The organism is Ruegeria sp. YTSA064 (genome assembly GCF_059610325.1).
The window spans coordinates 127,807-154,249 of sequence record NZ_JBXWNK010000014.1 but is presented as its reverse complement, the minus strand read 5'-3'; the positions used below and the strand labels follow the sequence as shown (position 1 = coordinate 154,249).

The window sequence follows — 26,443 nt, the reverse complement described above, 5'->3', positions numbered from 1 at the left end:
TTCGGCTTCGGCTTCGGCTTCGGCTTCGGCTTCGGCTTCGGCTTCGGCTTCGGCTTCGGCTTCGGCTTCGGCTTCGGCTTCGGAAGTCAGCTCGTCCGCAGCATCCTCGGCGTCAACGGAATTCTCATCCGAGACTGCTTCACTTTTGGTTTCGGTGGCCTCTGCCACCTCTTCTACGTTGGGGTCTTCGACCGGCTCCTGATCGGGTTTCTTCTTATCAGCCACCGCGTTAATCCCCTTATCGATTCCCAAAACACATGAACAACAGACTTGCCCAAGTTAATCCGCACCCGGCGCGCTCTCAACCCGCATCACGTGATTCAAGAGTTTTTTCACGGCTTTCTGCATTTTATCCGGTGTCGGTTCATCCGCGATCTTCAGCCGTTCAAAACGCAGTGTTTTAAGGGGTTCCGCGGCGGCCTCGCTGATCGCGGCCAGCCACAAAGGCGCAGATCCGGCCCAAACGTCGGCAAAATGTCGCGCTGTGCGGGGCGAAAACAGCGGGGCGATGATGGGTTGGTTGTCCTCGGCGGCCTGTGACGCCTCATCACTCAGCGGCAAAAGCTGTTGTCGGTAAATCGGTTGTTCTCGGGTGGTCAGGCCGGATTCCGTCAGACGCTCGGCCACGTTGCCACGGCTGTGTTCTCCGCGCAGATGAAGCAGCGGGCTGCGTGGCCTGAGTTTCAGCAGATTGGCCACCAGTTCTTGTGCCGTCGCACCCCTCATCTGCGCGTCCCATCCCGCGTCCTGCGCAGCCTGCGTGGTCGCCGGACCAACGCAATAGGCGGGCAGGCAGCGATCCACATTCAATAGGGCGGCGGCGTTCACGCCATTTGCCGAGGAAAAGATCAGCCCAGCGGACTCATCAGACTCAACCGCGACCGTCAGCGGTTCGATCTTTAACAAGGGTGAATGGATAACTGCAACTTGCGACCGAATGTGGTCCGGCAGTTGCGCAACGAACCTGTCCGAGGCGGCGCGAGGGCGGGTCATCAACAAATACAACGGTCGGCGCCTTCGGCCTTGGGATTGTTTGCATCCGCGCGGGGTGATACCCCGCTTGGCAATCATGATGCAACGGATCAGGCCTATGGTGCAAACACTTACCGTCCTCGGACTGGAAAGCAGCTGCGACGATACCGCTGCCGCCGTGGTGCGGCAGTGCACAGGCGCACGGGCCGAGATCTTGTCATCCGTGGTACATGGTCAGACTGAATTGCACAGCGCCTATGGTGGTGTTGTGCCCGAGATCGCAGCGCGTGCGCATGCCGAGAAGTTGGATATTTGCGTCAAACAGGCTCTAACACAGGCCGAAGTTGGCTTGCGTGATCTGGATGCAATCGCCGTGACAGCCGGGCCGGGCCTGATCGGCGGCGTGATGTCCGGCGTGATGTGCGCAAAGGGTCTGAGTGCGGCGACCGGGTTGCCGCTGATCGGGGTGAACCATCTGGCCGGACACGCGCTGACGCCACGCCTGACCGACGGAATTGCCTTTCCCTACCTGATGCTGCTGGTCTCAGGCGGCCACTGCCAATACCTAATCGCGCATGGACCCGAGCATTTCACCCGTCTCGGCGGCACAATCGATGATGCCCCCGGAGAAGCCTTTGACAAGACCGCCCGTCTGCTGGGTCTGCCGCAGCCCGGCGGCCCCTCGGTCGAGGCCGAGGCCTGTACGGGCGATCCCAAACGTTTCCGCTTTCCGCGCCCGCTGCTGGATCGCCCCGAATGTGACCTGTCGTTCTCGGGGCTCAAGACTGCGCTGATGCGGATGCGGGATCAGATCGTGGCCGAAAAAGGCGGTCTGACGCGACAGGATCGCGCCGATCTGTGCGCCGGATTTCAGCAGGCGATCGTCGATACTCTGGCCGAGAAGACCCGCCGCGCAATTGCGCTGTATCTTGAGGCTTCTCCGTCGGAAACGGTTATTGCCGTTGCCGGTGGGGTTGCTGCAAATACTGCCATTCGTGCTGCATTAGAGACTGTTTCTGCGGAAATGGGCGCCCGATTTACCGCCCCTCCCATGGCTTTATGCACCGACAATGCCGCCATGATTGCCTATGCAGGAATAGAAAGATTCCGCACCGGTGTGCGGGATGGCTTGGACCTGATGGCACGACCCCGCTGGCCCTTGGATCAAACCAGCCCATCGATGCTAGGTGGCGGCAAGAAAGGAGCCAAGGCATGAGCGTTTCAGTTCTTGGATCAGGTGCCTTTGGAACCGCTTTAGCCATATCATTGGCGGGAAACGGCCCCGTTACGCTTTGGTCGCGGAACCCCGATCAGGCAAGCCAAATGCAGCAATCGCGAGAGAATGTCGATCGCCTGCCGGGCGTCACGCTGCCAGCCAACATCACGGTGACTGCCGAGATTGAACAGGCGGTGCGGTCCGATGTACTGCTGCTTGCGGTGCCAATGCAAAAACTACGTGATGCCCTGAATCTTCACGCAGCACGGCTGAGCGGGAAGGTTCTGGTGGCCTGCTGCAAGGGGATCGAACTGTCCACGGGTCTGGGTCCTGTCGCCGTCATCCGTCAAACCGTGCCGGACGCACAGCCGGCCCTTCTGACCGGTCCCAGTTTTGCCGATGATATCGCGCGCGGTCTGCCCACGGCGCTGACGCTGGCTTGTGCTGATGTCGAACTGGGTGAGGCGCTTCAGCAAGAGCTGACAACCGCCAACCTGCGCCTTTATCGAACCGCCGATACCGTCGGGGCCGAGTTGGGTGGCGCGCTAAAGAATGTGATGGCTATTGGTTGCGGTGCGGCTATTGGCGCAGGCCTTGGCGACAGCGCCCGCGCTGCATTGATCACGCGCGGATTTGCCGAGATGCAGCGCTTTGCCGCGCTGCGCGGGGCTCAACCGGATACGCTTATGGGGCTGTCAGGGTTGGGCGATCTGGTATTGACCTGCTCGTCCGAATTATCTCGAAATTATCGTTTTGGCCTGTGTTTGGGTCAAAAGAAGCCGTTTGACAGCACAACAACTGTCGAAGGCGTCGCCACCGCGCTGGCCATGTCTGAGATCGCCGCAAGTGAAGGACTGGATATGCCGATCAGCGCAACGGTGGCGAAACTCAGCAGCGGTGCATACAGTGTCACCGACGCGATTCAGGCGCTGCTGGGTCGCCCACTCAAGGAGGAATAATATGCTCATCGCCCTGATCGCCCGTGACAAAGCCGGAGCCCTGCAAACCCGGCTGGACAACCGCGCGGCACATTTGGCCTATATCGATGACACTGGTGTGGTGGCGCAGGCCGGGCCGTTGCTGGAAGGCGATGCGATGATCGGATCGCTGGTCATTCTGGATGTCGATGACCTGGCCGCAGCTGAGGCCTGGGCCGCAAATGATCCCTATGCGCTGGCCGGGCTGTTCGACTCGGTCGAGTTGATCCCGTGGAAAAAGGTGATCGGCTGATGGCGTATTGGCTGTTCAAATCCGAACCCTCGACCTGGAGCTGGGATCAGCAAGTCGACAAAGGAAATGCAGGCGAGGAATGGGACGGGGTCCGCAATTATCAGGCCCGCAATTTCATGCGTCAGATGCAGATCGGTGATCGGGGGTTATTCTACCACTCGCAGAAGGACAAGGCGATTGTTGGCATTGTCGAGGTCTGCGCCGAGGCCCATTCCGACAGCACCACCGATGATGAGCGCTGGGAATGCGTGGATATCAAGGCCGTCCGGCCATTTGCCACCCCTGTCACGCTGGATCAGATCAAGGCAGATGAACGTCTGGCTGAAATGGTTCTGGTCAAGAACTCGCGCTTGTCGGTGCAGCCGGTCAGCGATGCAGAATGGCAGGTGATCTGCGGACTGGGCCAGACCGAAGCAGATTGAATAAAAAGGGAAGGCCCTGACGGATGCAGAACCTTCCCTACCCCGCGTGCTCCCAAACTCACCACACGCATACGGAAATCTGTTGGTTCTGACCGTCCTGGTCATGACCTGACCTTAGCCGATTTCAGAACCGCGCTTCAAACGCCAAGTATTTAGAGTTTCATTCAAATACAGAACACCCGCCGGCAGGACCGACGGGTGCTAAGCTGGCTTTAGGCTAGATCAGCTATAAACCGCTTCTTTGCCGAAATGCTTGGTCAGCATGTAATAGACCACGGCGCGGTATTTGTTGCGCTCGGACATGCCATAGGTTTCCATGGCCTTGTTGATCGCTTCCATCAGCTCGGGACCATCCGACAGGCCCAGCTTTTTGATCAGGAAATTGTTCTTGACCGTCTCAAGCTCACCTTCCTGGCTGGCCGCCACTGTCGACGCATCCGCGTCATAGATCGCCGGACCGCAACCGATGGTAACCTTGGTCAGCAGGTTCATATCGGGGTCCATCCCGCATTTGCCTTTCAGATCTTCAGCGTATTTGGCGATCAATTCGTCGCGTTTGCCCATGTCCCAGTCTCCTTAATTCATTGTCACGGAAGTTTTTACCGATGCGCAGAAGACTAGCCTTGTCGGCGGAATTCCCAAAAGGGAAAAATCACAAGGTTTCCCCCTCGGCTGAACTTTGCGGGATTCCGTGATTTGATTTTTCCAGATTTATTATTTAACATTTTTGTTAATTATCATTCCCGGAGGTCCTCATGCCCGTTTCCCTGCCCAATGAAACCACTGAATATCGATCCGCGCGCAACGCACTTCTTTCCGCCGAGCGAGACTTGAGAGCAAAGGTTGAAGAGGTCGCGGCCCTGCGCCGTTCTCTACCAACCGGGGGCAAAATCCCTGACGATTATGCGTTCCAAGATCTGGCCAGCGAGGATGCGCCGTTGTCTTCGCTGTTTGGTGATAAGGACACGCTGATCATCTATTCGCTGATGTACGGACCTGATGCGGAACGCCCCTGCCCAATGTGTTCGGCGTTTCTGGATGGACTGAACTCTCAGATCCACCATCTGATACAAACCGCCTCGGTTGCCGTGGTGGCGCAGAATACGCCCGATAAACTCTCGGCGCTCAAGGATGAGATGGGTTGGAATGCGCTGCCGCTTTATTCTGCATTGGGAACGAATTACCAAAGCGACTATCTGGCCCAGACCGAAGGGGGCGACCAGCTTCCCATCCTGAATGTCTTTCAACAGCTCCCTGATGGCATTCATCACTTCTGGAGTTCCGAGCTGTTCTTTGAACCCAGCGACTGGCATCCCCGGCACGTGGATGCGGCGTGGCCATTGTGGAATGTGTTGGATTTCACACCGCAAGGGCGTGGAGATTTCATTCCTTCATTACGCTGAGGTACTATCGGCAGTAGCCCCAGCCAGGCCCCTGCAGGTGAAAGTGATCGGCATGTAAGCGGTTGTAGTCAGGGCCAAGTACTACGCGGAACCAGTCACAGGCTCCGCGCCCAATCTGGCGCAGAAAATCGGCCTCGGGGCCGTCGGTGCCCCAGTCAGACAGCAGGTTCAAGCTGCGCCCGTCCGACAGGTCCAGCCCGACAATGTCGATCGCGTCCGCGGTGGCGTGACTGCTCCAACCATCGTCTTCTCCTTGCGCAGTGCGCATCCGGCGGCAATTATAGCTGCCGATCTGGCGCAATCGGCTGACTGTGGTGCCCAACACCTTCTGCGCGGCGGGCTGCACCACATGATGTTCCCACATGGCAAGCCGTAAGGTGGTGGCGCACCGGGTCTCAATCGCCGTGATCCGTGCTTTCACCAAGTTGGTCAACCGGCCACGCCCCGCAATCCCACAGTTCTCGTCCACGACAAGATCGTCCAACGGTTCAAACTGAACCTCGGCCTCAGCCAGAGCGGCGCGGCACAAGGCGTCATCCGCCAGTGCGCGGTTCAACTGGTAGGTTGTGACCGGAGTCACCGGGGCGGTTACGGTCAGATCGCGCAGAGGGTTCCAATGCGGCGGCACCGGAGTGTTGGGATGGGCCAGCAGCCACCAACCACCGCCGCCCAAAAGGATCAACAGCGTTACGAGACCAAAAAGAAAAGACGCCACCGAAAGCAGGATTCGGCGGCGTCTCGGTTCTTCGCTCATGCGTCTGTTACAATCAGTAGCGGTAGTGTTCCGGCTTATAGGGGCCTCCGGGTTTTACGCCGATATAGGCCGCCTGTTCGCTGTCCATCTGGGTCAGCTTCACGCCGATCCGGTCCAGATGCAGACGGGCGACTTTTTCGTCCAGATGCTTGGGCAGGATGTAGACTTCGTTCTTGTATTGATCGCCCTTGGTGAACAGCTCGATCTGCGCCAGAACCTGGTTGGTGAATGAGGCCGACATCACGAACGAAGGGTGCCCTGTGGCGTTGCCGAGGTTCAGCAAGCGGCCTTCGGACAACAGGATGATGCGGTTGCCCGAGGGCATCTCGATCATGTCCACCTGTTCCTTGATGTTGGTCCATTTGTGGTTCTTCAGGCTGGCGACCTGAATTTCGTTGTCGAAGTGACCGATGTTGCCAACGATCGCCATGTCCTTCATCGCGCGCATATGCTCGATGCGGATCACGTCCTTGTTGCCGGTGGTGGTGATGAAGATATCCGCGCTGGCGACTTCGTCTTCCAGCAGGGTAACTTCAAACCCGTCCATTGCAGCCTGCAGGGCACAGATCGGGTCGACTTCGGTGACCTTCACACGGGCGCCTGCGCCACGCAGCGAAGCCGCCGAGCCTTTGCCCACGTCGCCATAGCCACAGACGACAGCAACCTTACCGGCCATCATGGTATCAGTGGCGCGGCGGATACCGTCGACCAGCGACTCTTTACAGCCATATTTGTTGTCGAATTTCGACTTGGTGACCGAGTCGTTCACGTTGATCGCCGGGAATGGCAGGTGGCCATCTTTTACCAGCTGATACAGGCGGTTCACACCGGTGGTGGTTTCCTCGGACACGCCTTGGATTTGGTCGCGCATTTTGGTGAACCAGCCAGGAGAAGCGGCCATGCGCTTGGCGATCTGTTTTTTGATCACTTCTTCCTCTTCCGAACCCGGAACTGGGATGATGTCCTCACCTGCCTCGGCGCGTGCGCCCAGCAGGATATACAGCGTGGCGTCGCCACCATCGTCGAGGATCATGTTCGGGCCATCTTCGAACAGGAAGGATTTGTCCAGGTAATCCCAATGCTCTTCCAGCGTCTGGCCTTTGATCGCGAAGACCGAGATGCCGGCCTCAGCAATTGCAGCGGCCGCGTGATCCTGCGTTGAAAAGATATTGCACGATGCCCAGCGCACATCGGCGCCAAGCGCAACTAGCGTTTCGATCAGAACTGCGGTCTGAATGGTCATGTGCAGCGAACCCACGATCCGGGCACCACTCAGCGGTTTGCTTTCACCATATTCTGCGCGCAGGGCCATCAGGCCTGGCATCTCCGTTTCGGCGATATCCAGCTCTTTGCGGCCAAACCCGGCCAACGAAATGTCTTTGACGATATAGTCCCCGGCCATCAGGTGCTCCACTCCGGTAAATCTTGATCCGGGCTGCCCTAGCATTCATTGGGGCAGGTGGCAACGCAGGTGGCCGGGGTTAATTCCTGACACTGAAAATATCAGCTTGGCGTACCCTCAACTTTGATCTTTGGGATCGCTTCAAAAAAATCCGTGCCAACGGCGACAATGCAACTGATGCCGTTTGCTTGGGTCACCAGGACGGTATAGCTTCCTGTTTCCTTCGAGGTCCAAACCTCCATGACCGACTGTGCGCCACGCGACTTCTGAAGACCACCAAAGGCTAATTCCTCGGCATAACTGTCTTGCAGTTTGGTAATCACGTGCTCGCGTTCTGCACAATTCTGTGCAAACGCAGGCGGTGCAGTTGCAGCCATTCCAAAGGCGAGGGCGGTAGCAAATAAACGCTTGAACATAACAAGCTCCTTTCGATACGAGTTTCGCTTCGAGAGGGGCGCAACTGGGAGGAGTCTGCACCCCCCTCAGTCCTTAATGTCGGGATCGTATCGCACCGGTTCAAAGCACGAATGCTCAAGAAACTGTTGGCAGCATGTGATCCAGACAGGTACATCATAGCACAAGAACACGGATTGAACGTGTCCTAGTTCACAAGGCATGGCAAAATGGCAACACAACCCAGAGCGTGGCAAAGAATGCTGTCGGGACGGCGGCTGGATTTGCTGGACCCGACACCGGTGGATATCGAGATCGAAGATATCGCCCACGGGCTGGCCTTCGTAGCACGCTGGAACGGTCAGACCAACGGGGATTTCGCCTATTCCGTGGCCGAACATTCCTTGCTGGTGGAGCAGCTTTTTGGCCGCATCGCACCAAATGCACCAACAAAATGGCGGTTAGCGGCACTGTTACACGACGCGCCCGAATATGTGATCGGAGACATGATTTCCCCGGTCAAATCTGCGGTCGGCCCGGATTATGGTGCGCTTGACGACCGGTTGGCAGCTGCAATCCATATCCGTTTCGGGTTGCCTGCCGCGGTGCCGCAAACGGTTAAGCGCCAGATTAAGAAAGCCGACAAGATCAGCGCCTGGATGGAAGCGACACAAATCGCGGGCTTTTCAGATGCTGAGGCGACAAAATTCTTCGGTCGCCCTGACAAAGCGATTCTGGAGGGGCTGCAGATCAAGCTGCGCCCTCCCATCGAGGTAAGAGAAGCATATACCACACGGCATCAGGAGTTGCTGGACAGCCTCTAAGTCACCGATAGATTGGAGTTGCGTCCTGTGCTAATTTGCCATCAAAACAAGGCTATAGCCGGGCACAGGTTCTAATGAGCGATGCAGACAGTCAGGTATCGGTACCGAAGGCGCGATTGGATTATGCCAACGCCTGCTTACGTGAGGCCTACAACCTCACAGGTCGCGGACGGGTGCGCAATCTGATCCGAAAATCACTACTGCCACAGATGGTCACCTACCGAAACTTGAACATCCATCTGCATCCCTATGACAATTTCAGTGAGTTTGTACTCTGGCGAAAAGGTCGATCTCCGGAAGAGCTTGAGTTGAATTGGCTGAGAGAGACTTTTGAGGGGAAAACACTCAAGGTCTTGGATATTGGCGCTAATTTTGGTCTCTACTCGTTGTTCTTTGCGTCAATCCTCAGCCCAGACTCTCAGATATTTGCGTTCGAGCCAAACCCTGCGCTGGCGGATCGCTTGTCTATGAACTGTGCGTTGAACGGTTTCGACAACGTCGATCTGAACACGTTCGCCATCTCGGACGAATCTGGCGACGCTGCGCTTTCGATAGAGCTTCGCGGCGATACGGCCACCAATCTGGGTGAAGGGCGATTGACGAATGACATGGCATGCGTGGACAATTCAAAATACCAACTCATTCAAGTGCAAACCCGAACACTGTTAGAGCTAAAACATCTATACGGAGCGGACTTTATCAAGCTGGATGTTGAAGGGCACGAGCCGCGCATCCTCACGCCCTTCCTTGCGGCTGCCGACGACGACGCGCTCCCGTACTATTTACAACTGGAAACTGTCAATCTCGGTACAGGTGCGAAAAGCCTGTTTGCTGCGCTGGCAGCTCGTGGATATGAAAATGCCTTTCAAACCCAACGCAATATCATCTTCAGAAGGTAGGCTGTGCATCAAGGATCACCGACCATGAACAAGCCTGGGGTCGAACCGGCATGAATGTTGGGTTGTTTTCCTGTGCAAAGAATGAAGGGCCATTCATTCTTGAGTGGGTCGCTTATCATCTGTTGATCGGGTTCGATCCGATCTTGATCTACAGCAATGATTCAACCGACGGTACGACCGAACTGCTTGATGTACTTGATAAAAACGGGGTTATTTCTCATGTCTTACAAGATCTGAAACCGGGCGATGTCCCCCAACATGAGGCCGCTGAAAAAGCCTATTTGCATCCATCGCTCATTTATGCCGATTGGTTGATGTGGCTCGATAGTGACGAATTCCTCTACTGTTCAGGTCCTAACAATCAAGTCACAGATCTGATCAATCGCCGTCATGGAAAAGCGGAAGGTATCGCGGTGAACTGGCTGATTTTCGGAGACGGGCATCATGCGACTTGGGAGCCCGGACTGATCACCCAGCGCTTTCTGAGACGCGCCGGGAGTGACCATCGCCTGCATCAGCGCTATAAGACGCTGTTTCAGACCTCCGAAAAGATACGCGGGTTCGGTATTCATCGACCCCATCTATACAAAGGGTTTCAGCAAGACGGGGGGCAATTCGTCAATGCATCCGGGCATCCCATGCATGACGATATTTATCGCTCTGGCGTGCGTCGACGACACGCATTTGGGACCGCGCCCAAAAATCTAATCTCGCACGACTGGGCGGCCGTTGTTCATTACCCGGTGAAAACGCGCGATAGTTTCGAGCTAAAGCGCCTGCGGGGTCAGGGCACTAAACCAATTGATGCACCTGACCGGTACAGCCGGTTTCGCGAACAGTATTGGAAGAAATACAATCAAAACAGTATCGTGGATGACAGAATGCTAGCGATGGGCGACAAGCTACAAGCGAAAGTGGACGCGTTGTTGGCAATTCCCAATGTCTCGCACGTACACTCACATTGCCTCAAGGTTTATGCGCAGCGTATTCTGGAGCGATCACAACATCCCACGCCTTGATTTGCAAATCGGCATAAAGATCGGAAATTTCCAATATTGCCTGAGAGATCGGGTAACTTACTTAAAAAAATCAGTTCTCGAATAGAGGTGCCAAAGATTACTAGGTCTCCGAATTTGAAACCATAGTTATAGGTGGGCGATCCAGTAATGCGCCGGTTGGTGATTTGGGGCCGGTTATGACCGCTGGCTTGATTACGCAACGATCTTTACGAACGGCATTGGCAATTATCGTTACAGATCTAGAATCGCTCGGTTGCCCGCCGGATGACATCACGTTCGGCGGACAAACATACACCCTTTACCAAAGTCTGTAGTCTCGATCGACCACTTAGCCTAAGTCAAAGATATCTGTTGGCAAAATGGCTGCAGGAATCTCAATATCAGCCATTGCTTCCTCAGGAAGAGTAAGGTCCGGCAAATCCGGCGCTTCAATGGGGAACACATGCTCAGGAAGCTCGGGCATACCGGCATCTGCAGGTGGTCCCACTTCGGGAAAATCGATGCCTATTTCGAAGAGCTTCTCGATCGCTTTCTGCGAAGGGTTTGGTCTCATGTCCGGCTTCATATCGCTTGATCCTCTGAACGGTTTGCCTGACCTGCCTCTTACTTGACGGCATTGTTGCAACTACAACACCGCGATGATGTCACAGAGAATCTAAACACGATTTGAACACATTGTTCACATTGCGTTAATTTTGTTTACAGAAGATCAACAGTTCAACTCAGTTGGGATATGATACCAATCTTCCGGAAAAATTTTTTACAAACTTGAAATTGTCATCGAGGATCGCGCTTCACCAATATCCACTGCAACGTACGGAAGTGCATTTTCAGGCACAGGGCTGTTTCAGTGACATTCCGATCGCGCAGCTCATAAACCCGTAAAATAGGCTCATAGCGGACGCGGTCTGCGTCCTTGGGTTATTCAGGCAGCAGAAGGGCGTACAACACTATGGTAAATTGAGAAAATTAGTTGATTGCCGCGATTTTTTGATGATTGGACATCGGATCAAGCCAAAGCGCTCAGGATATCTCTAAATCACACTTAATTAGTCAAATCCTGCATCGATATCATATCTTCAAACGGTGCCCATTCAGATCCGTTGTCAACATGCTTCATGTATGTCATACGCAATACTACTTTAGAGGTTTTTTATGGAACGCAGTCAGGTGGCGTCGCTATGGATTGGCAAACGCCTGAGCTTTTTAGACCTTGTTTGCCTCAAATCATTTGATGATATTGGTCAACGGGTCACATTGTTTTCGTATAGCCCAATCGAAAATTTACCTTCGTATGTCACGCAAGCCGACGCCCGAAGCGTATACGATCCAGAGCGAATTCTGCTTCAAAGAGTTGGAAACGGTTTTGTCCGGCGAAGTCCAGCACTACATTCCGACATTTTTCGACTACATCTTCTCGAGAAAACCAACTTTATTTGGACAGATACAGACGCTTACGCGCTAAAACCCCTAACAACCACGAATGGCTATCTGTTTGGAAGGGTAGGCTCAAACATTCTAAATGGCGTGCTGGCGCTGCCAAAAGACAGTAATACCCTCAAAAAGATGCTGGAATTCTCAGCAAACGATAATGAATTCCCTCCTTGGTGGGACCAGCCGACTCGTCGGAGACACCTGGAGAAGAATCTTCCTATTCAGCCTGAGTTTTTCCCTTGGGGAACATATGGTCCTCGGGCCTTGCAGTACTTTTTGGGGGAAACTGGTGAAGCAATACATGCTTCCAGAAGCGACGTATTATATCCCGTTAAAGCGCGTCACAGAGACATCTTATTGACCCGATCAGAAATCGAGATTCCTAAAAGGGCTCTTTCGATTCATCTATACTCTACCAATCTAAGAGCGGTGATCAGGCGCAATTTTGGTGGGAAAATACCCGAAGGGTGCTTTCTGCATCGATTGTGCGAGAAGCATGGTATCGATCCAAATGAGGCCCCACTTTGAGCAATTAACAGCACCGAGGAGTGCAACTGGTTATTTTACTGCGGGTTTCGCTTTGCCAAAATCCGTCGAAACACACGCCGGTATGTGTTTAGCCAACGTGCAGTCTCCAAACTTTGGTACAGCGCCTCCAGTCAAACTCTTGCATTGTCTCCAGATAAGTCTTGATTCCAAAAAAACGGTTCATGGATTTTCGTAGAAGCTTCGAGTTCGTCAAATATCACTTTTTACCGCGAACTTGGATCAAACGGCCAATATCGCTCAGCGTCAGCTAAACCGTGCTTTTACGTTTTCGAACATCTCAAAATCCATCGAGAACGCGGATTCAAGGTTCATATGATCAGTTCTCGTCAAGCTCTGTATGGCGTCTTTGGAAGAAGAAGAGTGTCCTAATGAGCTGCGGGTATCCTGCATCTCAGTTTGGATTCCAAAAATCTCATAAGAGATATGCTCCACCGCCGTATTAAGATCGTCAACGCGACCAATAAAATCGAAATCGATGAAATCAAAACTGATTTCTTTGCGTTGCGGACGCCAGTGACGGTTCAAGTCACGTGCAGTTTCGTCATGCGCAATGATGTCGAGAAAGTCTGACAATCCGAGATCGCCATCTGGTTCTCTACCAACATGCCGCAGAAACTTTTCTTTTTGACCTGGGGTTTTTAACAGATACCCAAAAAAAGCACTGAGCGTGCGCGCAGTCGGGTGACGAACGACCGAGAAGCAAAACCGCGTTCTTTCTTCTAGCGCTTCAATTGCTGACGGGACATCCAACGCCTTCCTTCCAGTCTTGATCAGCGATTTTGGCGGGTTGTGTATGCTTTTCATATCAATCTGCATTGAACCACCGGCCTGCGCATTCAACCTGTGCAGCAAAGTGGCAATAACCGTTGAACAGGCGCATTTATGATTTTTCATATACAGAAATGTACGCACCGGCGGATCAAACGCTGGCATATGAACGATTTGCAAAAAATGCCTTTGATGGTGGTAGTTTTTGAGAATATCTGAGGCACTGGGCGCGTTCGATTCCATCAAGATACCCCTTTATCCCGAGTTTTCGACCTAGTTGGTTTCAACTACTGAAAGACACCTGGAGCTTCTGAGAAACGCAGTTGCTCTGCGATATACCTCAGGAATTGCAAACTTACCTATGAGATGACCTATCGTGGGCTGCGCTTCGCCAAAATCCGCTGCAACGTCCTGCGGTGCATGTTCAGGCGGCGCGCTGTTTCCGAGACATTGCGATCACACAGCTCATACACACGCTGGATATGTTCCCATCGAACACGGTCGGCACTCATGGGGTTTTCCGGCGGCGGGGGCATTTCGTCACCCTTTGCCAACAATGCGTTGGTGATATCAGTCGCGTCGGCGGGTTTGGACAGATAATCGGTCGCGCCGATCTTGACCGCTGCGACTGCAGTGGCGATGGCTCCGTACCCGGTCAGAACCACAACCCGGCTGTCCGGGCGCTTTTCACGCAGAACTTCGACCACATCAAGCCCGTTGCCATCCTCAAGCCGCAAATCAACCACAGCATATGCGGGTGGTCGTGCGGTCGATATGGCGCGGCCTGCTGCGACAGAGCCTGCGGTCTCAACCTCGAATCCACGCTTTTCCATGGCCTTGGCCAGACGTCTCAGAAACGGCTCGTCATCATCTACCAGAAGCAGCGATTTATCGGGGCCGATTTCAAGCTGGGAACTGTCTGCCATATGTGGGTCTTTCCGCTATTTCACGCTCTTTGGCTTTAACATGAGTAATAGCAGCGCCATTCCAAAGGTCAAACCGACTGTTGCGCGTTAAATCTTGTCAAGGAAACAACCAACCTTGTCCGCCATCTGTTCGGCGGTATCATCACGCTTGAAAAATTCAAGGAAACCGTCCTCGGGCGTGACCAGGTATGTGAAAGTCGAGTGATCGACCAAGTAGTACTCATCGCTTTTGTCATGCGCTTTGTAGTAGGTTTTGTAGGCCTTGCTCGCGGCTTTGACCTGTTCGGCTGAGCCAGTCAGGGCGATCATACGATCATGCAGGTTGAACGCGTAATCATCCAATACTTCGGGCGTATCACGGTCAGGGTCAATTGAAATAAACAAGGGCGTCACCGACTGTCCGCGTTCGGCAAGCAGGTCAATCGCTTCGGCATTGCGGGACATGTCGAAAGGGCAGACATCGGGGCAGAACGTATATCCGAAATAGATCAACGTTGGTTCGGTGATCACATCCGAGTCTGTCACCGTTGCTCCCTTGCTGTTGACCAGCTCGAACGGCCCACCAATCGCGGCGCTGCCGCCTGCGATCTGGCTTGAACGGCACTGAGCAAACTTGTCATCCGAACCACCGCGTGTCAGCAGCCACATTGCACCCAGACCAACGGCCAGAACAACAGTTGCGAGTATGGCATAAAGACGGAGCATGACGGCTATCCTGAGACGAAGGTTGTTGATCGGTTCGGTCGGCACTCCTATCAACGTTGTGGGCCGACGCAATAGGACATAATCGACAGATGACAGATTCCAACACCAGCCTTTGGCGCGGGCAAGAACGCAGTACCTGGATCAGGTTGCGGACACTGATCCTGTTGCGATGGGTGGCCATCATTGGCCAGTTCACGGCAATCACTGTCGCGCAACAATACTATAATGTGCAGCTCGAGCTTGGCCTGTGTTACTTTGCCATTGGCGTTTCCGTCATGGGCAATCTGACAGCGATCCTGTTGTTCCCCGAAAACAAGCGCCTGTCCGAGTTCGAGAACTTTCTGATGGTACTGTTCGATCTGCTGCAACTGTCGATACTGCTCTATTTGACTGGCGGGCTTAACAATCCTTTTGCGCTACTGTTGATCGGGCCGGTGACGATTTCAGCCAATGTGATGAGCACACGTTCAACCCTGATCATCGGCAGCGTTGCGGTGATCCTGACAACATTGCTGGCACAGTTTCACCTGCCGCTGCGTACCAATCTGGGCCTTGTTTTGGATATCCCTGACATATTGTTGTTCGGAAATTGGGCCGCAATCATCATCGCCATTGTATTCATCGGCGCCTATTCCCATCGTATCAGCTCAGAAGTGCAGTCGATGTCCGAGGCGCTGTCGGCCACGCATATGGCACTGGCGCGCGAACAAAAGCTCACCGATCTTGGCGGTGTCGTCGCGGCCGCTGCGCATGAACTGGGCACACCTTTGGCCACAATCAAGCTGGCCAGTTCGGAATTGATCGAAGAGCTGGACGATCGCCCCGAACTGAAAGAAGACGCGGCTTTGATCCGTGAGCAGGCTGATCGTTGCCGCGATATATTGCGTGACATGGGACGGGCCGGAAAAGATGACCTTCACCTCCGGCAGGCCCCGTTGTCGACGGTGATCCACGAATCCGCAGAACCTCATATCAACCGGGGCAAGCAGGTACATTTCGAAGAGAAGCCGGTTGCCGACGGCGATGTTCAGCAACCCTCAATTCTGCGCAAGCCCGAGATCATTCACGGATTGCGCAATTTAATCCAGAATGCTGTGGATTTTGCACGGGCAAATGTCTGGATCGAGGCTGAATGGACCTCGGATCAGATCAGTGTTTCGATAATGGATGACGGTCGCGGATACCCCTCACACATTATCGGACGAATTGGCGATCCGTTCATGCGCCGCCGTCGGGCCGACCGCAGCAGCCGGCCCGAATATGAAGGCATGGGGCTTGGATTGTTCATTGCCAAAACCCTGCTCGAGCGCAGTGGCGCCGAGCTTTACTTTGCCAATGGCGCAGACCCGTATCAGACTTTGACAGATCAGCAGGAACGCAAAGGGGCAATCGTCAAGGTTATCTGGCCGCGCAAACTGATTGATGCGCAAACAGGCGACACGCCAGTCCCCTCAGGTGCAAACCAACCCTTCCAGATCTAAGTTAAGATCCCGTTAACTATTGCCCTTCATACAGGCTCGGGTTGATTTGACAGGGACGTTGAATAATGGCCGACTGGATCATTCTGGCCGCTATCAGCATGGTATCGGCCTGTTTTGCCATATTGTGGTTGTTGCCTCGGCACCAGAAATCGTTTGTAGATTACGGGCTGTCGTCGCCCGGATCGCTATTTGATGTGGTCTTCCTTTTCGATGGGGACAGGTTGATCAGCCACTCTGACATCGCATTGGCCGGATATGAGTCCGTCACCAACTGGTCTGATCTGCATAGGCTGCTTCAGCGTGACTATCCCTCTTTCCCAGAAACACCCGAACTCGTTCGGGCTCGGGGACATCTGGTTGTATCCGCTATTGATTGCACAGTTGACCGCGAAGTCTCATGTGAATGGATAGATGGAGTGATCCGCGTCCAGTTGCGCGATCTGAAGGGCGCTGTATCGGCAAAGCGCGCCGACCCGAATGACCCGACCCGTTTAGCGATGGATCAAGCACCTTACCCGGTATGGCTGTCGGGCGAATGCAACACGGTGCGTTGGTGTAACGCGGCCTATGTTTCTCTGGCTCGGAAGATCTCGGGGCCGGATGCGGATTTGACAAAACCGGTTTTTCCACTGCTTTCAGACGAGGCGCAACTGGGCCGGAAATCCCGTGTCTCGGTTCAGATCAAAGACAGTGAATCCAGATTGTGGTTTGATCTGACCCGTGTTGCCCAAGACCAGGGTCAGTTGTGTTATGCCGTCGATATCAACGCGATTGTTGAGGCGGAAACTGTACAGCGCAAATTCGTGCAGACGATGACCAAAACCTTTGCCCAACTCTCAATTGGCCTGGCTATTTTTGACCGTAACAGCCAGTTGGCTTTGTTTAATCCTGCACTGATTGATCTGACCTCACTGCCGCCGGATTTTCTGAGCCTTCGCCCCAGTCTGTCCAGCTTTTTTGACCGGTTGCGCGATCAGCATATGATGCCAGAGCCAAAAAATTACCGAAGCTGGCGGCGTCAGATGAATGATCTGCTGGAGGCAGCCCAGGATGGAAACTATCAGGAAACTTGGTCATTACCTTCAGGCTCAGTCTACTCTGTTAGCGGACGCCCGCACCCGGATGGTGCTGTGGCCTTTCTGTTCGAAGATATCACCGCCGAAATTACGTTGACGCGCAGGTTCCGCGCTGAGATGGATTTGATGCAGTCCATTCTGGACAAGCTTGCTGATGCGATCGCTGTCTTTTCGGATGACGGGACGCTGGCAACGACGAACTATGCCTACCAGTCGATGTGGGGTGACAGCGGCGAGGTCGGGTTTGAGCCTACTACTGTTCTTGAAATCACCCGCCAGTGGCAGGAACATTGCGCCGCCACTCCAATCCTTGGCGAGATCCGGGAATTTGTAACCACGCGCGAGAACCGGGCCGAATGGTCAGGCGAACTGACCCTAAAATCGGGCAGTACAATGACCTGCACAGTCAGTCCCATGCAAAACGGGGCAACCATCGTTCGCTTCACCTCAGACAGTGCCGTTGAAAACATCGCGCAGCAGCAAAAAATCAGCGCCTGAACCGGTTGCGGCCAATCCGACGTAGGTTCATTGTGGCGCCATGAATGCGCCGCTGAAATTGACTCTAAAATCCCCTCAGGACACTGCGGAAATCGCCACCCGATTGGGGGGTGCATTGCAACCGGGCGACACCATCCTGCTTGAAGGTTCGATCGGCAGCGGCAAAACCCATTTCGCACGCGCTCTGATCCAGTCGACATTGATCAAGCCTGAGGATGTACCCTCACCAACTTACACACTGGTTCAGGTCTATGAGACGCGGATCGGGGAAATTTGGCACTCTGATCTCTATCGGCTTGCATCCGTGGAAGAGATTGAAGAGTTGGGGTTGGTCGACGCATTTGACACCAGCATCTGCCTGATCGAGTGGCCCGAAAAACTGGGTCCGTTGTCCCCACAATCGGCCTTGCTTGTTCATTTCGCAACCGACCCCGACGATCAGGACACCCGGCAAGTTTCACTTACATGGTCGGACCCAAAATGGAGCACCAGGCTGGAGATGATCCAATGACAAACCGGGCCATTTTGGCAGAAGCATTGATCGCGCAGACCCCATGGAGCGGTGCACAACATGCACCCTTGGCCGGCGATGCCTCGAACCGCCGGTACGAGCGCTTGACCGATCCCGCCACTGGCCGCACAGCGGTTCTAATGGACGCCCCACCCGACAAAGGGGAGTCGGTCGAACCTTTCGTACGCATGTCGGAGTATTTGCGTTCAATCGGGCTGAGTGCGCCAGAAATCTATGCAGAAGACAGCGAATACGGATTTCTTCTGCTCGAAGATTTGGGCGACGCTCTGTTTGCCCGCGTCTTGCGAGACGATCCAACGCTTGAACGCACCCTGTATGACGTGGCAACCGATGTTCTGGTTCATCTTCACGCGGCCCACACTCTTTCGCTCGACAGCTATGATCCTGCTCTGATGACTGAGCTTGCGGCGCTTTCTTTCACCAAATACGCTCAAGGCATTCAAGGGTCGCATGATGAAGAAGCTCGCACCCGGTTCGAGCTTCGCTTTGCCGATATCCTGCACCGCGAAACCGGCGGGACACGGGTTGTTGTACAACGCGATTATCACGCAGAAAATCTGATCTGGCTGCCTGATCGAGACGGTCTGGCGCGTGTAGGGCTGCTGGATTTCCAAAGCGCGATGTTAGGGCATCCCGCCTATGATTTGATGTCGCTGCTGCAGGATGTGCGTCGCACGGTCCCTGTCGGCATCGAGATGCGGATGATCGACCGTTATATCACTGCAACCGGTGTTGACGGGCACGATTTCCGTACCGCTTATGCGGTTCTGGGCGCACAGCGCAACCTGCGTATTCTGGGTGGATTTGCGCGGCTGGCAATAGATTATGGTAAACCACATTACGTCGACCTGATCCCCGCTGCCTGGGCCCATTTGAGGCGCGATCTGGAGCATCCGGCGCTGGTTCCCGTGGCGGATCTTTTGCGCAGCGCCCTGCCCGAACCAAGCCCGGAGAACCTTGCAAAGCTGAGGTCGCAATGACCGCTACACCCCAAGCTGCAATGCTGTTTGCTGCCGGTTTCGGCACCCGTATGGGGGCCTTGACCAAAGACCGGCCAAAGCCATTGATTAAGGTCTCCGGGCGACCTTTGATCGACCATGCGTTGGATTTGGTCGATGCGCTGAGACCATTACGTGTTGTCGCCAACCTGCATTATCGCGCCGACCAGATTGCCGATCATCTGACGGGCCACGACGTGGCGCTGTCGCTCGAAGAGCCGCGCATTCTGGACACCGGTGGCGGGTTGCGCGCAGCGTTGCCGCTGCTTGGTCCCGAGCCGGTCTTCACCCTGAATAGCGATGCGATCTGGGCCGGACCAAACCCGCTGAAATTGCTCAGGGATCACTGGGATCCAAATGAAATGGATGCGCTTCTAATGTGCATTCCGGTCGGACAGGCCCTTGGTCATGCCGGTCCGGGTGATTTTACTCAGGACAGCACCGGGCGGATCACCCGAGGCGCAGGTCTGATATATGGCGGGGCTCAGATAATCAAAACCGACGGGCTGCGTGACATCAATGAGGACGTGTTTTCCTTGAACCTGTTGTGGGATCAAATGCTGCGGCATAATCGCCTATTTGCACTGTCCTACCCCGGTCGTTGGTGCGATGTGGGGCATCCCGAAGGTATTGATCTGGCCGAAGGGCTGATTGCCGATGTTTGAGCCCAGCGCCCTGCCCCGGGTCTTCGCGGTCCCTCCGGGAGCGGATTTCCCCAAGGTGCTGGTCGACGGGCTGCATGAGCGATTTGAGGGGCTGCCGCCCGAAGCGCTGGCCCGGGTTCAACTGGTGATCAACACCCGCCGCATGGCACGCCGGGTGCGCGATCTGTTTGATCAAGGACCGCCCTGCTTACTCCCGCGGTTATCTTTGGTTACCGACCTGGGCGAAAGCGCGGATCTCGCGCAGATCCCGCCCGCAATTCCACCCTTGCGTCGCAGGCTGGAATTGACGCAGCTGATTGCCAAATTGCTGGATCAACAACCCGATCTGGCCGCGCGTTCTTCGCTTTTTGATCTGTCCGACAGCCTTGCCGCGCTGATTGACGAGATGCAGGGTGAGGGCGTCTCACCCGAGGCGATCAGGCAACTGGACGTCAGCGACATGTCCGGCCATTGGGCCCGGGCACAAGCATTTATCGGCATCGCAGATCAGTTCATGGAGTCTGGCGCAGATACACTTGACGCGCAGGCCCGGCAGCGCCGCGTGGTCGAAAACCTGATCGCGCGCTGGCAGATCTCGCCGCCTGAACATCCGGTTATATTGGCGGGCTCTACAGGATCACGCGGAACCACCTTAATGCTGATGCAGGCCGTCGCGCGCCTGCCGCAAGGGGCCCTGGTGTTGCCAGGCTATGATTTCGACCAGCCCGAGCATGTCTGGAGCAATCTGGATGACGCCCTGACCTCCGAGGATCATCCGCAATATCGATTCCGCAAACTGATGCTCGGGCTTGGGCTTGGTCCCGATCAAATTCAGCCTTGGACCCCGGATCAGGCGCCCTCACCTGCGCGTAACAAGCTGATCTCACTTGCCTTGCGCCCTGCCCCGGTGACTGACGCCTGGATGACCGAGGGTCCTCACCTTGCTGATCTGAATGGTGCAACTAAGGATGTCACGCTGATCGAAGCGTCTTCTCCTCGGGCTGAGGCATTAGCCATTGCGCTGCGCCTTCGTCAGGCCGCAGAAACCGGGCAAACCGCCGCGCTCATAACGCCTGACCGGATGTTGACACGTCAGGTCAGCGCCGCGTTGGACCGGTGGAATATCCTGCCCGATGACAGCGCGGGCTTACCGCTACAATTGTCTCCACCCGGTCGGTTTTTGCGCCATGTCGCTGGGTTGTTCGCGCGCCGTCTGGATGGTGAGGCATTGCTGACACTGCTCAAGCATCCACTTTGCCATGATGGCGGCGACCGGGGCGCCCATCTGCTACACACCCGCGATCTGGAACTCGACCTGCGCCGCCACGGCCCGCCCTTTCCCGACAGTGTGAGCCTGACAGCCTTTGCTATTCGCAACGAAGCGCCCGAAGACTGGGTTCGCTGGGTGATCGATGCATTCTGCGATCAATACCGGCCACAGGAGCAACCACTGTCGGACTGGGTCGCGCAACTTCGCACACTGGCCGAAACAATCTCGGCGGGTACCACCGGTGAACCGGGTACATTGTGGGACAAGAATGCCGGCCAAAAGGCGCTTGCGGTAATGGCAGCACTGGAGGGCGAGGCACACCACGGTGGCGCGATGACCGCCCATGATTTTGCGGATCTTCTGGGCGCGTTATTGGCAGGTGAGGAGGTTCGCGACCGTGATGCGCCCCATCCGTATCTGATGATCTGGGGTACACTTGAAGCGCGCGTACAGAGCGCAGATCTTTTGATACTGGGCGGCCTGAACGAAGGCAGCTGGCCTGAGGCTGCGACACCCGATCCCTGGTTGAACCGACAGATGCGCAACGAAGCGGGGCTTCTGCTGCCCGAGCGCCGGATCGGCTTATCCGCGCATGACTTCCAACAAGCTGCAGGTGCACCGGAGGTGGTTCTGACCCGCGCGATCCGCTCGGATGACGCGGAAACCGTACCCTCTCGCTGGCTAAACCGCATGACCAACCTTTTGCAGGGCTTGCCTGAACAAGATGGAACCGATGCTTTGGCGGCAATGCGCGCGCGTGGCCAAAAATGGTTGGATTGGGCAGAAACACTGGAACATGCGCCCCAAATTGCAGCGGCTCACCGACCGTCACCACGTCCGCCCGTCGCAGCACGTCCGCGACGACTATCGGTGACCGAGATCAAGCGTCTGATCCGCGATCCTTACGCCATCTACGCCCGACACGTTTTGCGCCTGAAGCCTCTGGACCCGTTAGTACAGGCTCCGGACGCGCTGTTACGTGGCATCGTTATCCACGAGGTGCTGGAACAGTTCGTTCGCGACAGTGTGCTGGATCCGGCGTTGCTGAACCGTGAAAACTTCCTGAAACGGGCCGAAGCCCTGCTGCTGCAACACGTTGCATGGCCAACAGCGCGAAAGCTGTGGTTGGCACGGCTAGAGCGGATCACCGACAGTTTTCTATCCGCCGAGATTCACCGCCGCACCGATGGTGGGCCGGTGGCCTTTGAAGTTGGAATGCGTCTAGCGCTGGCCCCGTTGGACTTCACCATTGCCGGACGCGCAGATCGGATCGATCGAAGCGGACAGGGGACTTTGCGGATCATCGACTACAAAACCGGAACCCCGCCAACGGAAAGCCAGCAGGCAAAATTTGACAAACAACTGCTGATCGAAGCCGCAATGGCCGAACAGGGCGGTATCGAGGGGTTCGACCCGCTTCCCGTTGCGCAGGCGATTTTCATCGGTATGGGCGGCACCTACAAAGAGGTACCCGCGCCCTTGCAGAAAGAGCCGACCGACAAGGTACTGGCCGAACTGAAAGAGCTCATATCTGCTTATTTAGAACCTGATCAGGGGTTCTCGTCACGCCGGATGCTACACAAGGATACGGATGTCGGGGATTATGATCATCTCGCCCGTTTCGGAGAGTGGGATCGGTCGGCAGAAACCGCACCGGAGGACCTGACATGAGCGCCCGCAATGATGCCACCGAACGGCAAGTTCAGGCCGCGCGCCCCGACGCGTCAACCTGGTTGGCAGCCAATGCGGGCTCGGGCAAGACCCGGGTGCTGACCGACCGGGTCGCGCGGCTGTTGTTGGATGGCGTCCAGCCGCAGCACATCCTTTGCTTGACCTACACCAAGGCCGCCGCCAGCGAGATGCAAAATCGTCTGTTCAAGCGTCTTGGTAAATGGGCGATGCTGGGCAACTGCGCCCTTCAGGAAGAACTGGTTGAACTCGGTGTTCCGGGTGTGATCGATCCCAACCGTTTGGCACAAGCGCGCACCTTGTTTGCCCGCGCCATCGAAACACCTGGCGGCTTGAAGATCCAAACGATCCACTCCTTCTGCGCCTCTTTGCTTCGACGCTTCCCGCTTGAGGCTGGGGTCAGCCCGCAGTTCGCCGAAATGGAAGATCGGGCCGCCGCCCTGCTGCGCGAAGAGATCATTGAGGATTTTGCCGAAGGTCATCAGGCCGCACTGATCGAGGATGTGGCCCGTTTTGTGACAGATACCGGCTTTGACAAACTAACCGCCGCCGTGGCGCAGAGGCGAAACCAGTTTGAGGAAGTTCTGCATTGGCCGGACTTATTGCAACGTTTTGATCTGCCACAAGGATTTGATGAACAATCCTTGCTGCAAAGCGTATTTCTGGGTGGAGAAGTCGACCTGATCCAGTCCATCTTACCTGCCCTGAAAGAGAGCGGCGGAAACAACGCCAAAGCTGCCGACAAGCTTATGGGCTTTGTCGATGCGCGGCTGAACGACCTCGCTGTGCTGGAAAGCGTATTGCTTACAGGTAAGGCCGCAAAAGAACCGTTTACAGCTAAGATCAACAGTTTCCCCACCAAGGCGTTACGCGAAGGGGTGTTGGCCGACAGATTGCCCCAGCTTGAGGCCCTCATGTTGCGGGTAGAGGCCGCGCGGGAACAGAGGCTGGCGTTGATGGCTGCGCAGAAAACCCACGTTTTACATCGTTTTGCTGCCGCTTTCCTGCCTGAATACGAGCGGCGAAAACAGCTGCGGGGTTGGCTGGACTTTGATGATCTGATCCTGCGCGCTCGGCAGGTGTTAAATGACCCGGCGGTGGCGGAATGGGTGCTGTACCGGCTTGATGGCGGCATCGATCACATTCTGGTGGACGAGGCGCAGGACACCAGTCCAGATCAATGGGATGTGATCGAGAAACTGGCGCAGGAATTCACCAGCGGGGAAGGGGCCCGATCCGGGGTTGAGCGCACGATCTTTGTTGTTGGAGACAAGAAGCAATCGATCTATTCCTTTCAGGGCGCCGACCCGCAAGCCTTTGACCGGATGCAGGCCGAATTTGGGCGAAAGCTGCGAGAATCAGGCTCTAAACTGTGGGATTCAACGCTGGAGTATTCGTTCCGCTCATCCAGTGCGATCCTAGGGCTGGTCGATATCCTGTTCGAAAACCGTGCCGAGGCCGGGTTCCACAAGGACTCGCTGCACCGTGCCTTCAAGGCCGATCTACCCGGTCGTGTTGACCTGTGGCCTGTGGTCGAAAAGGTCGAGGAGGAGGAAGATACTGATTGGACCGACCCGGTCGACCGACCCGGCGCACGGCATCATACGGTTATTCTGGCAGAGCAGGTGGCCCGGTCGATCCGGGACATGATCGATGACGGCGCGACAATACCCGACGATGGAGAAACTCAAGGCACCAATATTCGCCGCAAGGTTCAGCCCGGCGACTTTCTGATCCTGGTCCAGCGCCGTTCGGACCTGTTTGCAGAGATCATTCGTGCCTGCAAAGCTGCTGATCTGCCCATTGCGGGCGCTGACCGCCTAAAAGTAGGCGCGGAGCTGGCGGTCAAAGATCTTGCCGCGTTGCTAAGTTTTCTGGCCACACCCGAGGACAACTTGTCACTGGCCACGGTCCTTAAGTCCCCTTTGTTCGGCTGGTCCGAACAGCAATTGTTCGATCTGGCCCATCGCAGGGAAGAACCCTATCTTTGGGCCGCGCTACGCAATCGTGCCGAGGAATTCCCGGATACGCTTGCAGTTCTGAACGATCTGCGCGGGCAAACCGACTTTCTCCGCCCTTATGACCTGATCGAGCGTATTCTGACGCGTCACGGCGGGCGTCGCAAACTGCTGGGCCGGCTAGGGGCCGAGGCAGAGGACGGTATCAACGCATTGCTGTCACAGGCACTGGCCTATGAAGGGACGGATATTCCCAGCCTCACCGGCTTTCTGCTCTGGATGCAAACCGATGACCTTGAGATCAAGCGCCAGATGAGCGGTGTCGGCAACATGATCCGAGTGATGACCGTTCATGGCTCGAAAGGGCTGGAAGCACCGATCGTGATTTTGCCCGACACTGGCAAACGGCAGCCGCCGCGCGATGCCGAGATCATGATGGCAGGGGATACCCCCTTGTGGAAAGTGCCCTCTGATACCTCACCCTCACTGATTGCTACGGCGCGTGAAGAAGCTCGAAGGCGCGAGGAGAATGAACGGCTGCGTCTTCTATATGTGGCTCTAACGCGAGCAGAAAAGTGGTTGATAGTCGCCGCAGCCGGAGATGTGGGTAAAGATGTCAGCAGCTGGTATCAAATGGTCGAGGCCGCGATGGCGCGCGCAGGGGCCAGTCAGATCCCCGGTTCCCAGACACTCCGGCTGGCGCATGGAGACTGGGACGCACTGCCTGTTGTTGAGCATGACAGCCTCCAAAAAATCGAACAAAACCTGCCGGAATTTTTTTATCACCCAGCGCCGCCAGCACCAACGCCAGTTGAAACCTTAAGCCCTTCTGATCTGGGGGGGGCCAAGGCTCTGCCCGGAGATGCCGGGCAGGATGAAGAGGCGGCGAAACTCCGTGGAACGCGGCTGCACCTATTGCTGGAACATCTACCCGCTGTTGCTCGGGAGCAATGGACGCATCTTTGCACACGGCTGTTGGCCGATTTGCAGGATGTGGAACGCCAGGAGTTGCTGAACGAAGCCGAGGCCGTCCTGATCGCCGATCATCTGAAACCGGTATTTGCACCGGATGCACTGGCCGAGGTCCCGGTCTCCGCCGATTTAGACGGCGCCCGAATGCACGGGGTGATCGACCGATTGATCGTTACCGATACGGACGTTCATGTGATTGATTTCAAATCAAATGCGACTGTTCCGGACAACCCTGAAACCTGCCCCGAGGGGTTGTTGCGCCAGATGGGGGCCTATGCAAATGCCCTGTCGCAAATATTTCCCAGGCACCAGATCCACACCGCAATACTATGGACCCGCACTGCACATCTCATGTGGCTGCCACACGATATAGTGACAGAGGCCCTGAGGCGTAGCGCTATATCTTGAC

25 protein-coding genes and 2 pseudogenes are annotated in these 26,443 nt (G+C 55.6%); 16 read left to right on the top strand and 11 right to left on the bottom strand.

Going from position 1 to position 26,443, the window contains the following annotated elements; all coding sequences use genetic code 11:
- Together AC2FI7_RS19770 and AC2FI7_RS19765 are read right to left on the bottom strand one after the other, a co-directional pair.
- Window positions 1–225, bottom strand: a pseudogene (locus AC2FI7_RS19770) (hypothetical protein); the annotation flags it as partial.
- Window positions 226–279: 54 nt separating this feature from the next.
- The gene (locus AC2FI7_RS19765) at window positions 280–993 is read right to left on the bottom strand and encodes a uroporphyrinogen-III synthase (protein WP_029622191.1); all 714 of its coding nucleotides are present in this window, start codon (window positions 991–993) and stop codon (window positions 280–282) included.
- A gap of 97 nt (window positions 994–1,090) precedes the next feature.
- Here AC2FI7_RS19765 and tsaD point away from each other — a divergent pair, with 97 nt between their 5' ends.
- From tsaD to AC2FI7_RS19745, 4 genes are read left to right on the top strand one after another with little or no spacing between them, the layout of a single operon-like run.
- Window positions 1,091–2,188: a tRNA (adenosine(37)-N6)-threonylcarbamoyltransferase complex transferase subunit TsaD gene (tsaD, locus tag AC2FI7_RS19760; RefSeq protein ID WP_010443023.1), complete on the top strand. Its 1,098-nt coding sequence runs from the start codon at window positions 1,091–1,093 to the stop codon at window positions 2,186–2,188.
- Complete coding sequence (locus tag AC2FI7_RS19755; protein WP_496816770.1) at window positions 2,185–3,147, top strand: NAD(P)H-dependent glycerol-3-phosphate dehydrogenase; 963 nt, start codon at window positions 2,185–2,187, stop codon at window positions 3,145–3,147. The genes tsaD and AC2FI7_RS19755 overlap by 4 nt, the downstream gene beginning before the upstream one ends.
- Before the next feature lies 1 nt (window position 3,148).
- Window positions 3,149–3,418: a YciI family protein gene (locus AC2FI7_RS19750; protein ID WP_010443021.1), complete on the top strand. Its 270-nt coding sequence runs from the start codon at window positions 3,149–3,151 to the stop codon at window positions 3,416–3,418.
- Window positions 3,418–3,840 (top strand): EVE domain-containing protein, encoded by a 423-nt coding sequence (locus AC2FI7_RS19745; RefSeq protein ID WP_496833574.1) that lies wholly within the window; start codon window positions 3,418–3,420, stop codon window positions 3,838–3,840. The genes AC2FI7_RS19750 and AC2FI7_RS19745 overlap by 1 nt, the downstream gene beginning before the upstream one ends.
- Before the next feature lie 222 nt (window positions 3,841–4,062).
- Here the strand turns inward: AC2FI7_RS19745 and AC2FI7_RS19740 are convergent, their stop codons facing one another.
- Window positions 4,063–4,404 (bottom strand): DUF2853 family protein, encoded by a 342-nt coding sequence (locus AC2FI7_RS19740; RefSeq protein ID WP_010443019.1) that lies wholly within the window; start codon window positions 4,402–4,404, stop codon window positions 4,063–4,065.
- Window positions 4,405–4,595: 191 nt separating this feature from the next.
- Between AC2FI7_RS19740 and AC2FI7_RS19735 the strand changes: the two genes are divergently transcribed.
- The gene (locus tag AC2FI7_RS19735) at window positions 4,596–5,243 is read left to right on the top strand and encodes a DUF899 family protein (protein WP_496816767.1); all 648 of its coding nucleotides are present in this window, start codon (window positions 4,596–4,598) and stop codon (window positions 5,241–5,243) included.
- 4 nt (window positions 5,244–5,247) lie between these two features.
- Here the strand turns inward: AC2FI7_RS19735 and AC2FI7_RS19730 are convergent, their stop codons facing one another.
- The 3 genes from AC2FI7_RS19730 to AC2FI7_RS19720 all read right to left on the bottom strand — a co-directional run bounded on the left by AC2FI7_RS19730 (window position 5,248) and on the right by AC2FI7_RS19720 (window position 7,815).
- A complete protein-coding gene (locus AC2FI7_RS19730; protein WP_170780106.1) occupies window positions 5,248–5,997 on the bottom strand; it encodes an extensin-like domain-containing protein in 750 nt (249 codons plus the stop codon).
- Between the two features lie 13 nt (window positions 5,998–6,010).
- Window positions 6,011–7,399: an adenosylhomocysteinase gene (ahcY, locus tag AC2FI7_RS19725; protein ID WP_496816765.1), complete on the bottom strand. Its 1,389-nt coding sequence runs from the start codon at window positions 7,397–7,399 to the stop codon at window positions 6,011–6,013.
- 101 nt (window positions 7,400–7,500) lie between these two features.
- The gene (locus tag AC2FI7_RS19720) at window positions 7,501–7,815 is read right to left on the bottom strand and encodes a hypothetical protein (protein ID WP_010443015.1); all 315 of its coding nucleotides are present in this window, start codon (window positions 7,813–7,815) and stop codon (window positions 7,501–7,503) included.
- 207 nt (window positions 7,816–8,022) lie between these two features.
- On the opposite strand from AC2FI7_RS19720, the gene AC2FI7_RS19715 reads away from it, so the two are divergent.
- From AC2FI7_RS19715 to AC2FI7_RS19705, 3 genes are all read left to right on the top strand, one after another.
- Window positions 8,023–8,616 carry an HD domain-containing protein gene (locus AC2FI7_RS19715; protein ID WP_480456938.1) on the top strand — a complete coding sequence of 198 codons (594 nt, stop codon included), beginning with the start codon at window positions 8,023–8,025 and terminating at the stop codon, window positions 8,614–8,616.
- A gap of 74 nt (window positions 8,617–8,690) precedes the next feature.
- Window positions 8,691–9,515, top strand: a complete 825-nt coding sequence (locus tag AC2FI7_RS19710; protein ID WP_010443013.1) for an FkbM family methyltransferase — start codon at window positions 8,691–8,693, stop codon at window positions 9,513–9,515.
- 50 nt (window positions 9,516–9,565) lie between these two features.
- Window positions 9,566–10,534: a glycosyltransferase family 2 protein gene (locus AC2FI7_RS19705; protein WP_010443012.1), complete on the top strand. Its 969-nt coding sequence runs from the start codon at window positions 9,566–9,568 to the stop codon at window positions 10,532–10,534.
- Between the two features lie 328 nt (window positions 10,535–10,862).
- Here the strand turns inward: AC2FI7_RS19705 and AC2FI7_RS19700 are convergent, their stop codons facing one another.
- Together AC2FI7_RS19700 and AC2FI7_RS19695 are read right to left on the bottom strand one after the other, a co-directional pair.
- On the bottom strand, window positions 10,863–11,099 hold the full coding sequence (locus AC2FI7_RS19700; RefSeq protein ID WP_010443011.1) for a hypothetical protein: 237 nt from the start codon (window positions 11,097–11,099) through the stop codon (window positions 10,863–10,865).
- A 212-nt stretch (window positions 11,100–11,311) separates the two neighbouring features.
- Window positions 11,312–11,455: pseudogene (locus AC2FI7_RS19695) on the bottom strand (two-component system response regulator); the annotation flags it as partial.
- A gap of 234 nt (window positions 11,456–11,689) precedes the next feature.
- Between AC2FI7_RS19695 and AC2FI7_RS19690 the strand changes: the two are divergent.
- Window positions 11,690–12,496 carry a hypothetical protein gene (locus tag AC2FI7_RS19690; protein WP_010443010.1) on the top strand — a complete coding sequence of 269 codons (807 nt, stop codon included), beginning with the start codon at window positions 11,690–11,692 and terminating at the stop codon, window positions 12,494–12,496.
- Window positions 12,497–12,760: 264 nt separating this feature from the next.
- Here AC2FI7_RS19690 and AC2FI7_RS19685 read toward each other — a convergent pair whose 3' ends face one another.
- The 3 genes from AC2FI7_RS19685 to AC2FI7_RS19675 all read right to left on the bottom strand — a co-directional run bounded on the left by AC2FI7_RS19685 (window position 12,761) and on the right by AC2FI7_RS19675 (window position 14,916).
- Window positions 12,761–13,528 carry a sulfotransferase family 2 domain-containing protein gene (locus AC2FI7_RS19685; RefSeq protein WP_010443009.1) on the bottom strand — a complete coding sequence of 256 codons (768 nt, stop codon included), beginning with the start codon at window positions 13,526–13,528 and terminating at the stop codon, window positions 12,761–12,763.
- Window positions 13,529–13,656: 128 nt separating this feature from the next.
- Window positions 13,657–14,211 (bottom strand): ActR/PrrA/RegA family redox response regulator transcription factor, encoded by a 555-nt coding sequence (locus AC2FI7_RS19680; RefSeq protein WP_010443008.1) that lies wholly within the window; start codon window positions 14,209–14,211, stop codon window positions 13,657–13,659.
- A gap of 87 nt (window positions 14,212–14,298) precedes the next feature.
- The gene (locus tag AC2FI7_RS19675; protein ID WP_010443007.1) at window positions 14,299–14,916 is read right to left on the bottom strand and encodes an SCO family protein; all 618 of its coding nucleotides are present in this window, start codon (window positions 14,914–14,916) and stop codon (window positions 14,299–14,301) included.
- A gap of 89 nt (window positions 14,917–15,005) precedes the next feature.
- Between AC2FI7_RS19675 and regB the strand changes: the two genes are divergently transcribed.
- The 7 genes from regB (at window position 15,006) to addA (ending at window position 26,442) form a co-directional block, all read left to right on the top strand.
- Entirely contained in the window at window positions 15,006–16,397 is a 1,392-nt protein-coding gene (gene regB / locus AC2FI7_RS19670) for a sensor histidine kinase RegB (RefSeq protein WP_010443006.1), read from the top strand.
- 65 nt (window positions 16,398–16,462) lie between these two features.
- Window positions 16,463–17,971: a PAS-domain containing protein gene (locus AC2FI7_RS19665; protein ID WP_010443005.1), complete on the top strand. Its 1,509-nt coding sequence runs from the start codon at window positions 16,463–16,465 to the stop codon at window positions 17,969–17,971.
- A 40-nt stretch (window positions 17,972–18,011) separates the two neighbouring features.
- Complete coding sequence (gene tsaE, locus AC2FI7_RS19660; protein ID WP_010443004.1) at window positions 18,012–18,482, top strand: tRNA (adenosine(37)-N6)-threonylcarbamoyltransferase complex ATPase subunit type 1 TsaE; 471 nt, start codon at window positions 18,012–18,014, stop codon at window positions 18,480–18,482.
- The gene (locus AC2FI7_RS19655; protein ID WP_010443003.1) at window positions 18,479–19,483 is read left to right on the top strand and encodes an aminoglycoside phosphotransferase family protein; all 1,005 of its coding nucleotides are present in this window, start codon (window positions 18,479–18,481) and stop codon (window positions 19,481–19,483) included. The genes tsaE and AC2FI7_RS19655 overlap by 4 nt, the downstream gene beginning before the upstream one ends.
- Window positions 19,480–20,166: a nucleotidyltransferase family protein gene (locus AC2FI7_RS19650; protein WP_010443002.1), complete on the top strand. Its 687-nt coding sequence runs from the start codon at window positions 19,480–19,482 to the stop codon at window positions 20,164–20,166. Before AC2FI7_RS19655 ends, AC2FI7_RS19650 begins: the two co-directional genes overlap by 4 nt.
- Window positions 20,159–23,086 (top strand): double-strand break repair protein AddB, encoded by a 2,928-nt coding sequence (addB, locus tag AC2FI7_RS19645; RefSeq protein WP_010443001.1) that lies wholly within the window; start codon window positions 20,159–20,161, stop codon window positions 23,084–23,086. Before AC2FI7_RS19650 ends, addB begins: the two co-directional genes overlap by 8 nt.
- Window positions 23,083–26,442 (top strand): double-strand break repair helicase AddA, encoded by a 3,360-nt coding sequence (gene addA, locus AC2FI7_RS19640; protein ID WP_496816758.1) that lies wholly within the window; start codon window positions 23,083–23,085, stop codon window positions 26,440–26,442. Before addB ends, addA begins: the two co-directional genes overlap by 4 nt.
- The last annotated feature ends 1 nt before the right edge of the window (window position 26,443 follow it).

What these genes read in the sequence shown, in the direction of transcription:
- AC2FI7_RS19765 (WP_029622191.1), bottom strand. Translation starts at nt 993, where the DNA reads ATGACCCGCCCTCGCGCCGCCTCGGACAGGTTCGTTGCGCAACTGCCG.
- tsaD (WP_010443023.1), top strand. Translation starts at nt 1,091, where the DNA reads ATGGTGCAAACACTTACCGTCCTCGGACTGGAAAGCAGCTGCGACGAT.
- AC2FI7_RS19755 (WP_496816770.1), top strand. Translation starts at nt 2,185, where the DNA reads ATGAGCGTTTCAGTTCTTGGATCAGGTGCCTTTGGAACCGCTTTAGCC.
- AC2FI7_RS19750 (WP_010443021.1), top strand. Translation starts at nt 3,149, where the DNA reads ATGCTCATCGCCCTGATCGCCCGTGACAAAGCCGGAGCCCTGCAAACC.
- AC2FI7_RS19745 (WP_496833574.1), top strand. Translation starts at nt 3,418, where the DNA reads ATGGCGTATTGGCTGTTCAAATCCGAACCCTCGACCTGGAGCTGGGAT.
- AC2FI7_RS19740 (WP_010443019.1), bottom strand. Translation starts at nt 4,404, where the DNA reads ATGGGCAAACGCGACGAATTGATCGCCAAATACGCTGAAGATCTGAAA.
- AC2FI7_RS19735 (WP_496816767.1), top strand. Translation starts at nt 4,596, where the DNA reads ATGCCCGTTTCCCTGCCCAATGAAACCACTGAATATCGATCCGCGCGC.
- AC2FI7_RS19730 (WP_170780106.1), bottom strand. Translation starts at nt 5,997, where the DNA reads ATGAGCGAAGAACCGAGACGCCGCCGAATCCTGCTTTCGGTGGCGTCT.
- ahcY (WP_496816765.1), bottom strand. Translation starts at nt 7,399, where the DNA reads ATGGCCGGGGACTATATCGTCAAAGACATTTCGTTGGCCGGGTTTGGC.
- AC2FI7_RS19720 (WP_010443015.1), bottom strand. Translation starts at nt 7,815, where the DNA reads ATGTTCAAGCGTTTATTTGCTACCGCCCTCGCCTTTGGAATGGCTGCA.
- AC2FI7_RS19715 (WP_480456938.1), top strand. Translation starts at nt 8,023, where the DNA reads ATGGCAACACAACCCAGAGCGTGGCAAAGAATGCTGTCGGGACGGCGG.
- AC2FI7_RS19710 (WP_010443013.1), top strand. Translation starts at nt 8,691, where the DNA reads ATGAGCGATGCAGACAGTCAGGTATCGGTACCGAAGGCGCGATTGGAT.
- AC2FI7_RS19705 (WP_010443012.1), top strand. Translation starts at nt 9,566, where the DNA reads ATGAATGTTGGGTTGTTTTCCTGTGCAAAGAATGAAGGGCCATTCATT.
- AC2FI7_RS19700 (WP_010443011.1), bottom strand. Translation starts at nt 11,099, where the DNA reads ATGAAGCCGGACATGAGACCAAACCCTTCGCAGAAAGCGATCGAGAAG.
- AC2FI7_RS19690 (WP_010443010.1), top strand. Translation starts at nt 11,690, where the DNA reads ATGGAACGCAGTCAGGTGGCGTCGCTATGGATTGGCAAACGCCTGAGC.
- AC2FI7_RS19685 (WP_010443009.1), bottom strand. Translation starts at nt 13,528, where the DNA reads ATGGAATCGAACGCGCCCAGTGCCTCAGATATTCTCAAAAACTACCAC.
- AC2FI7_RS19680 (WP_010443008.1), bottom strand. Translation starts at nt 14,211, where the DNA reads ATGGCAGACAGTTCCCAGCTTGAAATCGGCCCCGATAAATCGCTGCTT.
- AC2FI7_RS19675 (WP_010443007.1), bottom strand. Translation starts at nt 14,916, where the DNA reads ATGCTCCGTCTTTATGCCATACTCGCAACTGTTGTTCTGGCCGTTGGT.
- regB (WP_010443006.1), top strand. Translation starts at nt 15,006, where the DNA reads ATGACAGATTCCAACACCAGCCTTTGGCGCGGGCAAGAACGCAGTACC.
- AC2FI7_RS19665 (WP_010443005.1), top strand. Translation starts at nt 16,463, where the DNA reads ATGGCCGACTGGATCATTCTGGCCGCTATCAGCATGGTATCGGCCTGT.
- tsaE (WP_010443004.1), top strand. Translation starts at nt 18,012, where the DNA reads ATGAATGCGCCGCTGAAATTGACTCTAAAATCCCCTCAGGACACTGCG.
- AC2FI7_RS19655 (WP_010443003.1), top strand. Translation starts at nt 18,479, where the DNA reads ATGACAAACCGGGCCATTTTGGCAGAAGCATTGATCGCGCAGACCCCA.
- AC2FI7_RS19650 (WP_010443002.1), top strand. Translation starts at nt 19,480, where the DNA reads ATGACCGCTACACCCCAAGCTGCAATGCTGTTTGCTGCCGGTTTCGGC.
- addB (WP_010443001.1), top strand. Translation starts at nt 20,159, where the DNA reads ATGTTTGAGCCCAGCGCCCTGCCCCGGGTCTTCGCGGTCCCTCCGGGA.
- addA (WP_496816758.1), top strand. Translation starts at nt 23,083, where the DNA reads ATGAGCGCCCGCAATGATGCCACCGAACGGCAAGTTCAGGCCGCGCGC.